This is a genomic window from Shewanella sp. A22 (assembly GCF_053850585.1).
Map to the genome: position 1 here is coordinate 1 of NZ_JBSQBN010000047.1, position 14,024 is coordinate 14,024.

Genomic DNA, 14,024 nt, shown 5'->3' on the forward strand with positions numbered 1-14,024 from the left:
GTCGTATTTTGAAAGCATCTAACGAAGCATAAAGGACTTTGAAACCCGCCAGAATGGAGTCTCTCAGGTATTCCACTTCTGTGTTACATCGATTTAAAAGGCAACAACCATTTCTATATCAATGTGCCTTGAATTGAAAAACCTGAGAGACTCTGAACTGACCCGATATTTAATGGGATTGGTATAATACTAAAATCAGGCCATACTGGCGCTATTGATATCCGTATAAGTCTATTTATTCTATTGATGGATATATCAACTATCGCATTTTCTTGTGCTATGGGTCTAAAAGATGCTTGGCCGTTATTAACTTTAGCTTGTGTAAGCGGAATCACTAAACTAGTAATAATGTATCTTTTTCATTGGGTTAAAGTAAGCTCTACAGCTAAGTTGAGGCCTTCTGAATCATAAGAGCTTTATACCTCATGGTCGATTTTAATTAATGCCTACTTCGACACTCTTCAATGGCTCTCATTGGTGATTCAGCTTTTCACCTCGCTTTGTTTAACACTTGTTACAATCAGCGCAGCGTTTGCTTATCACCGTTTGTTATCGCTTTTTAGTACCATATTACCATTCTTAGCTTTTTGTCTTGGCTTTCTTCTTATAAGACTTTTTAAAGCTGCGTTTCGGTGCCGTACTCGCTACACCTTGCAATGCTGATGGTAATTGATTTGATGCTTGAGTGATGAGGCTATCTAACTGGCTCAGCAATGGCTGCATAAAGGCATCATATTTTAGACGTTTTTGACTGATGGCATCCAAGCTATTTTCCCATAAGGCGGTCATGTCGGGGGTGGTTGCTGATTCTGGTAAACTGCGGATTAAGCCAACGCCAACAGGTGTCGCTTTAATTGCTTTACCTTGGCGAACTAAATAACCGCGCTTAAACAGCAATTCAATAATTCCTGCACGAGTGGCTTCTGTTCCTAAGCCATCGGTTTCTTTAAGGATTTTTTTTATCTCGCTGTTTGTCACATAACGGTTGATGCCCGTCATAGCCCCGAGTAATGTGGCATCGGTAAAATGTTTTGGGGCTTGAGTCATTTTTTCGAGTAATTCACCGCGCTGGCACAGTAACATTTGCCCTTTTGCCAGTGGCGGTAACGATTGTACCGCATCATCATTATCGTCATCGTTATTGGACGAGCTTGTTGTGGAAGTTCGCTTAAACAATTGTTTCCAGCCCATTGTTTTATCTTGGCGAGCTTTAGAAGTAAATAATCCACCGACAATAGTCACTTCAACGGCGGTTTCAGCATAGATATAAGCGGGATAAAACTGGGCTAAATATTGCCTTGCCACGTGTTGATATAACTTGGCTTCGTTACTTGATAATGCCGATAAGTTAGCCACCTTTTCTGTTGGCACTATCGCATGGTGAGCATCTACTTTGCTGTCGTCCCACGCTTTAGATTTAAGTTTGCTATTAGGAGACTCACAACCTTCAATTAAGTCTGAAGCGCCTTTGAGCACGGCGTCCAATACTCTTGGCGCTAAAGCATGTTGCTCTTTTGGTAAGTAGCGACTGTCTGAGCGTGGATAAGTAATCAACTTATGACGCTCGTACAAACTTTGGCAAGTGTCAAGCACCTCTTTAGCCGATAGGCCAAAACGTTTAGCTGCATCTATTTGTAATGCTGATAAGCTGTAAGGTAATGGTGGATTTTGGCGTTTATCTTTGGCCTCCAATTTCGTGACTTCAGCGGGTTGACCATTAATACGGGCAACGACGTTTTCGGCTAAGCCTTTCGCTAATACTCGGCCATCTTCATCCATATATGGCTGACATGCTTCGCTAGGTTGCCACTTGGCTGTAAAAGTGAGTTGTTGGTCGGTAACTAAATGCGCCAATACATCATAAAATGCCTTAGGGTTAAAATTGGCAATCTCATCATCGCGACGTACCACCAACCCAAGAACAGGCGTTTGTACTCGACCAACCGACAATACACCTTGGTAACCCACTTTACGGCCTTGAATGGTGTAAGCCCGGGTCATGTTCATACCGTATAACCAGTCGGCACGGCTACGGGCCAATGCCGAGGTTGATAAGGGAATAAACTCTCGGTTGCTGCGTAACTGCCCTAATGCTCGTTTTACTGCTTGTGGATTTAAGTCACTGATTAACAGACGCTGCACTTGATTAAGCTTGTCGCCTTTTATACCCAAATAAGAAATCACTTCATCGACCAGCAACTGCCCTTCACGGTCTGGATCTCCAGCATTAATGATCGATGATGCTTGCTTGACTAATTTTCGTAACACCGTAAGTTGGCTGCGGGTTTTAGGCTTAGGCTGTAGTTTCCACGTGTGTGGCACTATGGGTAAATGTTCAAGTTTCCACGACTTAAACGCATCGTTATAAGCGTCTGGTTCGGCTTGCTCTAATAAGTGGCCAATGCACCATGACACACAGTCACCATTGGCAGCAGTGATAAAACCATCACCTTTCTTATGCGGCTTTGGCAACACGTCGGCAATTGCACGACCTAAGCTGGGTTTTTCTGCAATATATAAAATCATAATCCACTGTTGGGCTGCTAGCATTCAATAAGATGAACTGCGCCAATTAACTGTATAAATTTACAGTATAGATTAGCGTTAAATACGCCAAGCTGCAAACACGAAATAATTAGCGACATATCAATTTAAATCATTACAATGCGCAAGTTCACTTCCAAACATGATAAATAGATGAAACTCGGCCACCGCTTAACACATATCAACAAGATGATCCCCAAGGGTTATACACATATTTGGGATTGTTGTTGCGACCATGGATTACTCGGCGCCGCATTACTAGACAGGCAAGCGGCGATGATCCATTTTGTCGATATTGTGCCTGCATTAATGCAACAGTTAACCACTAAGCTTGAGCGGTTTTACCCACAACAACATCCACCCAAATGGCAAGTGCATTGTGCTGATATATCAGTTATTCCTTTGGACCAAGATGAGCATACACCCTTAGTGATTATTGCCGGAGTGGGTGGCGATTTGATGATCGAGTTTGTTAATTCACTTTGCCAGCAACATTGTGACCGCGAAATCGACTTTATCTTGTGTCCGGTTCATCATCAATATGAATTACGCCAACATCTTATTCAACTTGATTGTGGTTTAATTGATGAGAAACTGATTGAAGAAAACCGTCGTTTCTATGAAATTATCTATGTTCGTTTTGGTCACAAATCCGTGCCAGTTGAGGGAAAAATGGCAACATATCCCATTACGCTAATTGGCAATAGCATATGGCATACAACCGACCTAATCCAACAAGATATTGCGACACGATATCTACAAAAAACACTGCAACATTACCGTAAAATAAACCAATTCAACCCAAATGCAGTGTCACAAGCCCTTGAACACTATAGTGAACTGAACGCTAGGCTTAACGGATAGAAAACAAGGGTGGACTAGCGTCCTGCTTGTACTTTTGTTATCGCGGGTTATTGTGCTTTTTAATCGAACATAAAAAACCAGCATTTTCATGCTGGCTTCTATGGCTAATAAACGCTGGTTAACTTATGGATGACACTCGTTGTGCATTTCTAAGTTTGTACCAATGTCTTTTGAGCGATTCGCTTTGGCATCATCATTACGCAACTGTGTTAAATGGTCCAAATACGCTTGGTCAACGTCATTAGTAATATAATGACCGTCAAACACAGATGTTTCGAAACGCTTAATTTCTGGATTTTCCATTCTTACCGCTTCAACTAAGTCGCTTAAATCTTGGAAAATAATGCCGTCAGCACCAATGATTTTAGCAATTTCATCGGCATCACGACCATGGGCAATAAGCTCATTAGACGTTGGCATATCAATACCATACACATTAGGGAAGCGAATTTCTGGTGCTGCTGAGGCAAAGTATACTTTCTTCGCCCCTGCTTCACGTGCCATTTCGATAATCTGTTCAGACGTAGTGCCACGTACAATTGAATCGTCAACTAGCAACACATTTTTACCTTTAAATTCGGTATTAATAGCATTGAGCTTACGACGGACAGATTTTTTACGTTCTTGCTGGCCAGGCATAATAAAAGTACGGCCAATATAACGGTTTTTAACAAACCCTTGGCGATACGGTAAATCCATGCAACGAGCAATTTCTAAGGCGATATCGCACGAGGTTTCTGGAATAGGGATAACAACATCAATGTCGTGGTCTTCCCATTCTTTCTTAATTTTTTCCCCCAGCTTTGCCCCCATGTTGACACGACTGGCGTAAACTGAGATTTTATCGATGCTTGAATCTGGACGTGCAAAATATACAAATTCAAAAATACACGGAGCATAACTTGGATCAACAGCGCATTGGCGGGTAAATAACTGGCCATCAAGTGATATATAAATCGCCTCGCCTGGTGCCACATCACGCATCACTTCAAAACCTACTGCATCCAGTGCCACGCTTTCTGAGGCAACCATGTATTCGGTGCCAGTTGCCGTTTCATGCTTACCAAGCACCAATGGACGTATACCAAAAGGGTCACGAAATGCAACTAAACCTTGACCAATAATCATTGCCACAACAGCATAAGCACCACGAGTTTGTGCATGCACTTTGGCAACAGCATCAAATACTTCATCAGCACTTAACGTTAAACTGCGGGTTTCTTGCAGTTCGTCGGCTAACAAATTTAACAAAATTTCTGAGTCTGAGGTGGTGTTAACATGACGACGTTTTTTTACTAGGTTGTCAGCTAATTCAAGTGTATTAGTCAGGTTACCGTTATGGGCTAATGAAATACCAAATGGCGAGTTAACATAAAATGGCTGTGCTTCAGAAGCACTTGAGCTACCCGCGGTAGGATAACGAACATGACCAATACCAGCATTGCCTTGTAAACGTTGCATGTGTTTAGGTTCAAACACATCTTTAACCAAGCCATTAGCTTTACGTAAACGAAACGCATTAATGTCAACAGTGACAATACCTGCTGCGTCTTGTCCACGATGTTGAAGCACGGTCAGTGCATCATAAATGGTTTGATTAACTGTTGATTTTCCTACTATTCCGACGATACCACACATGGGTAAGGTTCCTCACTGTAAGGTGTTTTTATGTTTATATTTTGGGTACAAAGCTTGAGGTGTTTTCGAGGTAGTTAAAAAACCACTGAATAACCACGCCAAATTCAGGTACGAGTACAGAATCCTGCCACCATTGCGTGTCAGGGAATGCCGTAAAAGCATCCATAAAAAACAGTAATGCGCTAACAATCAAGGCGCCACGAATGGCCCCAAAGCAAAGACCTAATACACGGTCTGTGCCAGATAGACCAGTTTTAGCCACTAACTGACCTAATAAATAATTCACTAATGCCCCTAGGATCAGGGTAATGACAAAAAGAATGGCAATCGCGACACCGTTTCTGACTAACTCGTCCTGCATTTGGGTTAAATGCGCAGCGAGATCAAGGTAAAACTGGCTAGCGATAAAGAAAGCGGCAAACCAAACCACAAGAGACATGGCTTCTTTGGCAAATCCACGGATCAAACTAATAATAGTTGATAACCCGATGACAATAAGTATTGCGTAATCAATCCAAACCATGGAGATGGGGATCCGGTATAAGGTTCAAGACGGCGGGATTCTAACAGAGACAGAAATGTTTCTCACCTCTGATTGCACAAATTATTCTTGCGTGATTAAGAACAATCAAATTGTAAATATTAATCACGCAAGCAAAACCGTCTGAATAGGTTATTGTTCTTGTGGATTATAGGCTACGATTTTGCCTTTTAATCCGGTTAAGTTGAATATCGGTTGCTGACGAGCTTTAAGTTTTTCTTTAGACACTTCAGGGCCAACAAATACTCGGGTTAATTTACCTTCAACAGGTACATTAGGCAGTGTGTAGGCATTAAACCCTGCCTTGCGTAACTGCGTGATTAAGGCTTTTACATTGGTAATATTATTAAAACCACCTAATTGTAACGTAAAACCGGCCGTAACAGAGTGGGTAACATTATTAGCAATTTGAGGTTCAGTTTTTTTGACTGCCGTTGATGGTTTACCTACTTGGCTAGCGTCTTGGGTTGCTTCGACGTCACCAAGCTCAACTACGTCATTGCTGAGGTCTTGTGGCTCTGCAATCGTTAATACCTGAAACTCTTCGACAGGTTTGGCCTTATTGGCATCTGCAGTATTATCTGCAGTGGTTGACGGTACGGGCCGTAAAGGAATTTCAGTAAACTCTTCGACCACTTGTGCTTTTTTACCGTCTAATAAATCAGGTAAAAAAATCACCCCTAAGGCCACTAATACGATGGTGCCGACCAAACGATTTTGAAATTGTCGATTCAAAATTAATTCCCTTTTTTAACAAGACGAGGTTAATAATGGTTGCTAAAACCAACGCCTAACATAATAGTGTTTATAACGATTTAAACCCAGCTACAGTATAAAAGGAGCCAAAAACAATAACCACATCATCCGCATTTATCGTCGCTTGTATGGATTGCCATGCACTGGCAATATCAACAAACTCACTGGTATGTTGACGACTACTGTCATTGGGCAATGCTTGACGCAATGCTTGAGCAGATGCGCCACGTGGATTATCTAAACTCACTAAGTTCCAATGGCTAATTTGTTGCGCTAATGTCGCCAATACCGCTGTGATGTCTTTATCTTTAAGCATGCCACATAATGCAACAATACGACGGCCTTGATACGCCTGTAATTGCTGCGCTAAATACCTTGCGGCATGGGGATTATGTGCAACATCCAACAATACTAATGGTTGCTCGCTCACTTGTTCTAGCCGCCCAGCTAATTGAGCTTGCTGTAGGCCTTTATTAATCTGTTGCTGATTTATATTCGGCCAAATATGGCTTAGTAGCGCAACGACACTCGCGGCGTTAGCTAACGGTAATCTTGGCACAACTAAGCTGTTATAGGACTTATGCGCAGACTCAAAATGCCATAGTGCTGGCTGGCTCTGGTCTTTAAGGTAATAAAATTCATGTCCTACACGGTAAAGTGTTGTACGGAGTTGATCTGCATATTGCGTTACACTCAAGGGTAAGTCTGGCTCGCCTATGATGGCGAGGCAATCTGAGCGAAATACCCCTGCTTTTTCTTTACCGACCTGTTCACGTGTATTGCCTAAATATTCTTGATGGTCAAGATCGATAGAGGTCAAAATAGTGGCTGTAGAATCTATAATATTAGTGGCATCTAACCGTCCACCTAAGCCCACTTCAAGAATGATGACATCGACTCTAGCAGCTTTAAACAAATATAATCCCGCTAAGGTCGCATATTCAAAAAAGGTTAATGAGATATCACCTCGAGTTGTCTCAATGGCACAAAAAGCCTCAATCAATGATGCGTCAGTAGCATCTTGTTGATTAACCTGGATCCGTTCATTGTAATGCAGTAAATGAGGTGAGCTATACACCCCAACAGACAAATCGGCTTGGCGTAAAATGGATGCAAGCATGGCACATGTGGTGCCTTTGCCATTAGTACCTGCAACCGTAATCACTTTAGCTGGGGCCAAATCCGTCACGTTTAAACGCTCGGCAACAGCATTAACCCTTGTTAACCCCATATCTATTTCGTTAGGGTGAATTGCTAATAAGTAATCCAACCATTGATTTAGGCTTGATTGTTGATTTGGCACCTTAATTTGAGACACGATTGACATTATTCAATACCATTTAACTTTTGCAAACTCTAGTCGGTGTGGCGAAAATATAAAAACTCAATGTTACATCTTAATAAATATGTTTAGAGAGCACTTTAGTCCAACATAAATAATGGGCCAAGTGATAACTTAGGTAATTGATATTGTTCAGGGTAAGTAACATCAACTAGGTACAAACCATTCGGTTTTGCTGTGGCTGCTGCTTGGTTGCGATCTTTCAAAGCCAGCAATTGTGTAATCCACTCTATTGGTTGATTACCTAGACCAATTTCAAGTAACGACCCCACAATATTTCGCACCATATGATGTAAAAATGCATTGGCTTGAATATCAATCATTACATACATACCTTGGCGAGTCACATTGACTTGATGCACATTTCTAAATGGGGTTTTAGATTGGCAATGTATCGCCCGAAAACTGGTAAAATCGTGTTCGCCTAATAAAAGCTGTGCGGCTTGATGCATCAGGTTTTCATTAATATCACCATGATAATGACTCACGCCAGAACGTAAAATCCCAGGTCGCAATTGATGATTATAAATAACATATCGGTAGCGCCTTGCTGTTGCACTAAAACGCGCGTGAAAGCTGTCATCGACTTCTTTTGCCCATCTAACTGCGATACAGTCTGGCAAATTAGCATTGACACCTAGTGTCCATGCGGTCATTGGGCGCTGCGCATTGGTGTCAAAGTGCACCACTTGCCCTGTGCCGTGTACGCCAGCGTCCGTCCGTCCGGCGCAGAAAACGTCTATGGGTTCGTTAGCCACATATTTTAAGGCTTTTTCAAGCTGGGATTGCACTGAATCGACTTCGGCTTGGCGCTGCCATCCGAAAAAACCACTACCATCATATTCAATACCTAACGCGACCCGCATGCCAATATCCTCTGCTTAATAATGGCGCGCAGTTTACCATAAAAAAACGGCGCATGTATCTGCGCCGTTTGCTTTTATAAGGTTAACGTGAGGCAATTTACTTTCGTCACGTTAGATTGATCACCCAAGTTAATTAAAGCTTTTAAGTAGGTTAGCCGCTTCTGATTGTTGACGATCATTTCCGTCCATTTGTACTTCTTTTAACAAGGCTTTAGCGCTGTCTTGATCTTCAATCTCAATATAAGCTCTGGCTAAATCGAGTTTGGCATTCACGGAGTTTTCTTCATCATCAACATCCACCATATCGGCGTTGCCAATTAACGAATTAACTGACCCCATATCAACATTAACATCTTTATACTGATCCGTTTTGTCATCGGTTTCGTCAGCATCATTTAACAATTTATCAATGTCGATATAGCCGTTTTCACGCTCAAAACGCATTAAGTCATCATCACTGGCTTTATATTCTGTATGTTCTTTTTGATCTAGTGCCGCCAAAGCTTCATCGACGGTTAAGTTATCGTCACTCAGAATATAGTCATCTTCAGAAGTATAATCATCATCTTCATCATCGTTTAATGACTGTGAAAATGCAGCCAGTAGGTCATCGTCACTGACCTCTGGAGCTTCAATTTCATTTTCGCTAGCGGCAGACTCAGCCGCGTTAAGTAAATCGCTTTCCCAGTCGAGTAACTTAGGCTTATTGACCTGCTGGTCATTTGATTGACTCGGTTCTTTACTGGTTTGAGTTTGCTCGGCCGCTAATGAAACGTCTTCATCGTCCATTTGCGCGAGTAAAGCCTCAAGGCCATCATCGGTATCCACATCTTGAGCGGATATGGTTTCGACTTCTGGCTCCAATGTTTCATCATCACTATCAGTTGAGAGTAGCGGGGCATCAATTTCAGTGTCAGATGAGGCATCCAATAAAGAGGCATCATCATGGTGACTATCAACTTCTGCATCAGTTTCAATATCTACATCATCACTATCAGTTAAGGATAATGGAGCATCAATTTCGGTGTCTGCTGAGGCATCCAATAAAGGGGCATCATCATGGTGGCTATCAACTTCTGCATCTGTTTCAATGTCTTCATCAATGTTAGGCTGAAGCGGTTCATCCGTTTCAACAATATCCGCATCACCTATTTTAGCTGATTCGTTATCATTAAGGTGCTCTTCAAGTTCATCAAATAACTCTGAATCATCAATAGGTTGGCTATCTTTAATATCTGTGACTGCTGATGTGTCATCTGTAAAACTTGCTAATAAAGCATTAATATCATCTTCAGACTCTTCATCTGTTATTGATTCTTCATCGGATGAATCGTCTTCTAACTCAGCTGCAATTTGTGCTTGAACATCGTCATTATCCAGCTCATTTGACTCAGATTCGGTAACAGGCTCATTTAGGCTAGTTAATAAGGCATCAATGTCTTCATCTGTGGTTTCATTGTCATTAATTTCACCATCGAGATCTTCATCATCGAGTTCAGCGGCTATTTGAGCTGCTAAATCGTCAATATGGGTATTTTGTTGTTCTTGTATTGGTAATTCATCATTGTCATCCAATGTTGAATCAATAATAGGTTCATTTAAGCTGTCCAGTAATGCATCGATATCATCATCACTAGCCTCTTGTTCGTCTTCATTCGCCGTATCTTGAAGTTCGGCAGCAATTAACGCGGCAATATCATCGTCGTTGTCAACCGATGCACTGGTTAAAGGGGGAAAATCGGTAACTTCTATATCATCTTCTTTACTTGCAGATAAGCCCGTTAACGCACTATCGATATCACTTTCATTTTCTGTTGTGGTATCACTGTCAACTGAATCAAATTCAGCAAGTAGCGAATCAATATCATCGTCGGTGTTGCTGTCAGCCGATTGCGGTGGCTCTGAAGCTTGCGTATCGTCTGATTCTGCTGGCATGTCAAACTCAGCAAGTAGCGAATCAATGTCATCGTCGGTGTTAGTGTCGGCCGATTGCGGAAGCTCTGAAGCTTGCGTATCGTCTGCTTCTGCCGCTGATTCTGCTGGCATATCAAACTCAGCAAGTAGTGAATCAATGTCATCGTCGGTGTTGCTGTCGGCCGATTGCGGTGGCTCTGAAGCTTGTGTATCGTCTGCTTCTGCCACTGATTCTGCTGGCATGTCAAACCCACCAAGTAGTGAATCAATGTCATCGTCGGCGTTGCTGTCAGCCGATTGCGGTGGCTCTGAAGCTTGTGTATCGTCTGCTTCTGCCGCTGATGCTGCTGGCATATCAAACTCAGCAAGTAGTGAATCAATGTCATCGTCGGTGTTGCTGTCGGCCGATTGCGGTGGCTCTGAAGCTTGTGTATCGTCTGCTTCTGCCGCTGATTCTGCTGGCATGTCAAACTCAGCAAGTAGTGAATCAATGTCATCGTCGGTGTTGCTGTCAGCCGATTGCGGTGGCTCTGAAGCTTGTGTATCGTCTGCTTCTGCCGCTGATTCTGCTGGCATGTCAAATTCAGCAAGTAGTGAATCAATGTCATCGTCGGTGTTAGTGTCGGCCGATTGCGGTGGCTCTGAAGCTTGCGTATCGTCTGCTTCTGCCACTGATTCTGCTGGCATGTCAAACTCAGCAAGTAGCGAATCAATGTCATCGTCGGTGTTGCTGTCAGCCGATTGCGGTGGCTCTGAAGCTTGCGTATCGTCTGCTTCTGCCGCTGATTCTGCTGGCATGTCAAACTCAGCAAGTAGTGAATCAATGTCATTTTCCGCTGAAGCATCAAGATCATCAGCTTGATCTTTTGTTGAATCTTTATCTGTGTCTAAACCAGCTAGCAAACCGTCTAAATCATCTTGTGGAGCTGCAGAGTTCAAGGTTCCAGAGGGTTCGTCATCCAAGCCTTCAAGCAAACTGTCGAGATCATCGTCATCTTCTAGAGGCTCAAGTTCAGAATCTTGATCCTCCATAGCCTCGGCCCATAAATCATCTAGTGAAGTGCCTTCACCATCATCTTCGTCTTCTATTTCTTTTTCACTAATAAACATTTCTGATGCCATGTCCATCTCGGCATCACTACTCATTTCAGTCTCGGGTTGTAAATTAACGCTATCGAGATCCAGTAAGTCATCAATTGACTCTTCTTCATTTGAATCTAAGTGAATAACAGTGTCATCATCGGTTTGTGCTGAGTCAGATTCAGTTACTGACTGCGTTTCTGTGTCTGTTGCTGATTTTATATCCGACGGTTGAGACTTTTTACTACGGCGACTTAGCAGCCAAAAGATAAGTCCAAAAATAACTAAAAGCGGAATTGATGCCGCAAGGACCAACAAAATAGTGTTGTCCATCAAACTTCGCCAAAAGTTTGCAGGTTCTTCTACTGCAACGTCACTATTTTCAGTTTTGTTGAGTAGACTTTTATTTTCTAAGGTTAAACTTTCATACTTTTCGCGTAATAATTGTAAATCTTCTTCAAGTGACGAAATGTTTAATGTCATTTGTTCAATTTTATTTTTCAACACTTGGTTGTCATTGTTACTGACCATTAATTCATCTTGTGCTCGAGCAAGCTCATCTGTCAGCATTAATGTTTTTGCATTTGCCTTGTCTAACTTGTTATTTAACTCGCTTACCACCACCTCATTAGCATCTTTTATTGCTTTAGTTTGTACGGCCACGGCTGGTGTTTGTTGAACGATTTGCAGCGGTTTTTCGGCAGTTGGTCTTTTAGGTGTGACTGTGGGTTGTGGTTGAGCAGGTTGACTCACAACGGGACGAGACTGAGCTTGCCTGCTGACGCTTCGGTCATCTTGTTCTGCACGTCGTTTAGCTACATCGTTAGGAATTGCGGCAATAATATCTGCTGAGGGGACCAATAATATCATCCCCCTTTCTAAGGTATTGTAATTATTGCCACTGAAAGCATGTGGATTTGCATCAAACAGTGCTGCCATCACTTGATACACACTGACCTTATCATTCGGCCTAACTTTTTGTGCAATACTCCAAAATGTGTCTCGGGATGTAGTGGGCCCATATTGCCGTTTAACTTGCTGTTTTACCTCGCCATTTGGCCCGGTAATTTTGAGCGTTTCTGCCTGTGCAGACTCTATCAGTTGCACATTGGTAAAACCAACAGAGGCGCAGGCAATCAAACCTACAATATATGAAGTACGCAAAGTCATCCAATCCTTCCCTTTTAGCGCGATGGAGTTACCAGCATGGCAACAGGCTTTAGGCAATTTTTTATCGTGAGTATTATGGTCGTTAACTATATCGGTTCACATCCATGACGAGCCAGTTTTACAGGCAAATTCGATGTTATTGATGTTAAAAATGATATGTTTACGACTATAAACTAGATTTACCGCACCTGCTACTATTGGGATCAGTAAAACAAAAAAAGCCTGCTCATTGCAGGCTTTTTAAACTAAATCACGTTATTAATGAAATCATTACTCGTTATTCACACAGAGTTAGTAATAATCTCTAATTAAAATTTCGGCGATTTGAACACTGTTTAACGCTGCACCTTTACGGATGTTATCGGCAGTAACCCATAAATTTATACCGTGAGAATGCGAAATATCTTTACGAACACGACCAACATAGACAGGATCGTTACCCGCTGCGTCGGTTACCACTGTTGGATATTCGTCATCGTTTTCAAATAACTCTACCCCTGGCGCATTACGTAAAACGGCTTTTACATCTTCTGCATCAACAGGTTGAAGAGTTTCAATGTGTATTGCTTCAGAATGACCATAAAACACAGGTACGCGCACCGCCGTTGGGTTAACAACGATTTCGTCGTCTCCAAATATTTTTTGCGTTTCCCACACCATTTTCATTTCTTCTTTGGTGTAGCCATTTTCCATAAATTTATCAATTTGAGGCAACACGTTAAACGCAATTTGCTTCGGATACACTGAAGGTTCTGCTGGTAAGCCTTGAAGTAACTTAGCACATTGACCCGCTAGCTCTTCAATGGCTTTTTTACCTGAGCCTGATACCGATTGATAAGTCGCGACATTAATGCGTGAAATACCAAATGCGTCATAGATAGGCTTTAAAGCCACTAGCATCTGAATTGTTGAACAATTTGGGTTAGCAATAATGTTACGGTTGCGAAAATCAGCGATGGCTTCAGGGTTAACTTCTGGTACGACTAATGGTACATCGATGTCATAACGAAAATGCGAGGTATTGTCGATAACAACACAACCTGCATCACCCGCAATGGGTGCCCATTTAGCAGACACATCACCACCAGCAGAAAAGAAACCAATTTGTGCTTGGGTCCAGTCAAACGTTTCTACGTCAAGAATTTCAACTTGTTTACCGTGAAAACTAACCGTTTCACCAGCACTGCGACTGCTTCCTAATGGAAACAACTTAGCGACTGGAAAATTACGCTGCTCGAGGATCTCAATCATAGTTTGACCCACTGCACCCGATGCACCTAAAACGACTATATTAAATTCCTGAGACATA

9 protein-coding genes are annotated in these 14,024 nt (G+C 42.2%); 1 reads left to right on the forward strand and 8 read right to left on the reverse strand.

Annotated elements, in window-relative coordinates; genetic code table 11:
• Positions 1–579: 579 nt before the first annotated feature.
• Positions 580–2,526 carry a DNA topoisomerase III gene (locus ACWXWT_RS10355; RefSeq protein ID WP_456041508.1) on the reverse strand — a complete coding sequence of 649 codons (1,947 nt, stop codon included), beginning with the start codon at positions 2,524–2,526 and terminating at the stop codon, positions 580–582.
• A 171-nt stretch (positions 2,527–2,697) separates the two neighbouring features.
• Here ACWXWT_RS10355 and ACWXWT_RS10360 point away from each other — a divergent pair, with 171 nt between their 5' ends.
• Entirely contained in the window at positions 2,698–3,408 is a 711-nt protein-coding gene (locus tag ACWXWT_RS10360) for a tRNA (adenine(22)-N(1))-methyltransferase (RefSeq protein ID WP_456041509.1), read from the forward strand.
• A gap of 123 nt (positions 3,409–3,531) precedes the next feature.
• Here the strand turns inward: ACWXWT_RS10360 and purF are convergent, their stop codons facing one another.
• The 7 genes from purF to ACWXWT_RS10395 form a co-directional block, all read right to left on the reverse strand.
• The gene (gene purF, locus ACWXWT_RS10365) at positions 3,532–5,046 is read right to left on the reverse strand and encodes an amidophosphoribosyltransferase (protein WP_456041510.1); all 1,515 of its coding nucleotides are present in this window, start codon (positions 5,044–5,046) and stop codon (positions 3,532–3,534) included.
• Between the two features lie 34 nt (positions 5,047–5,080).
• Complete coding sequence (locus ACWXWT_RS10370) at positions 5,081–5,569, reverse strand: CvpA family protein (RefSeq protein ID WP_456041511.1); 489 nt, start codon at positions 5,567–5,569, stop codon at positions 5,081–5,083.
• Between the two features lie 150 nt (positions 5,570–5,719).
• Positions 5,720–6,322, reverse strand: a complete 603-nt coding sequence (locus ACWXWT_RS10375) for an SPOR domain-containing protein (protein ID WP_456041512.1) — start codon at positions 6,320–6,322, stop codon at positions 5,720–5,722.
• Positions 6,323–6,392: 70 nt separating this feature from the next.
• Positions 6,393–7,670 (reverse strand): bifunctional tetrahydrofolate synthase/dihydrofolate synthase, encoded by a 1,278-nt coding sequence (gene folC, locus ACWXWT_RS10380; protein WP_456041514.1) that lies wholly within the window; start codon positions 7,668–7,670, stop codon positions 6,393–6,395.
• Between the two features lie 95 nt (positions 7,671–7,765).
• Positions 7,766–8,551: a tRNA pseudouridine(38-40) synthase TruA gene (truA, locus tag ACWXWT_RS10385; protein ID WP_456041515.1), complete on the reverse strand. Its 786-nt coding sequence runs from the start codon at positions 8,549–8,551 to the stop codon at positions 7,766–7,768.
• Positions 8,552–8,680: 129 nt separating this feature from the next.
• A complete protein-coding gene (locus ACWXWT_RS10390) occupies positions 8,681–12,715 on the reverse strand; it encodes a FimV/HubP family polar landmark protein (RefSeq protein WP_456041516.1) in 4,035 nt (1,344 codons plus the stop codon).
• A gap of 291 nt (positions 12,716–13,006) precedes the next feature.
• Positions 13,007–14,023: an aspartate-semialdehyde dehydrogenase gene (locus ACWXWT_RS10395; RefSeq protein WP_456041517.1), complete on the reverse strand. Its 1,017-nt coding sequence runs from the start codon at positions 14,021–14,023 to the stop codon at positions 13,007–13,009.
• Between the last annotated feature and the right edge of the window lies 1 nt (position 14,024).

Excerpts from the sequence above, each read along its gene's own strand:
- ACWXWT_RS10360 (WP_456041509.1), top strand. The coding sequence starts at position 2,698 with ATGAAACTCGGCCACCGCTTAACACATATCAACAAGATGATCCCCAAG.
- folC (WP_456041514.1), bottom strand. The coding sequence starts at position 7,670 with ATGTCAATCGTGTCTCAAATTAAGGTGCCAAATCAACAATCAAGCCTA.
- purF (WP_456041510.1), bottom strand. The coding sequence starts at position 5,046 with ATGTGTGGTATCGTCGGAATAGTAGGAAAATCAACAGTTAATCAAACC.
- truA (WP_456041515.1), bottom strand. The coding sequence starts at position 8,551 with ATGCGGGTCGCGTTAGGTATTGAATATGATGGTAGTGGTTTTTTCGGA.
- ACWXWT_RS10395 (WP_456041517.1), bottom strand. The coding sequence starts at position 14,023 with ATGTCTCAGGAATTTAATATAGTCGTTTTAGGTGCATCGGGTGCAGTG.
- ACWXWT_RS10370 (WP_456041511.1), bottom strand. The coding sequence starts at position 5,569 with ATGGTTTGGATTGATTACGCAATACTTATTGTCATCGGGTTATCAACT.
- ACWXWT_RS10355 (WP_456041508.1), bottom strand. The coding sequence starts at position 2,526 with ATGATTTTATATATTGCAGAAAAACCCAGCTTAGGTCGTGCAATTGCC.
- ACWXWT_RS10390 (WP_456041516.1), bottom strand. The coding sequence starts at position 12,715 with ATGACTTTGCGTACTTCATATATTGTAGGTTTGATTGCCTGCGCCTCT.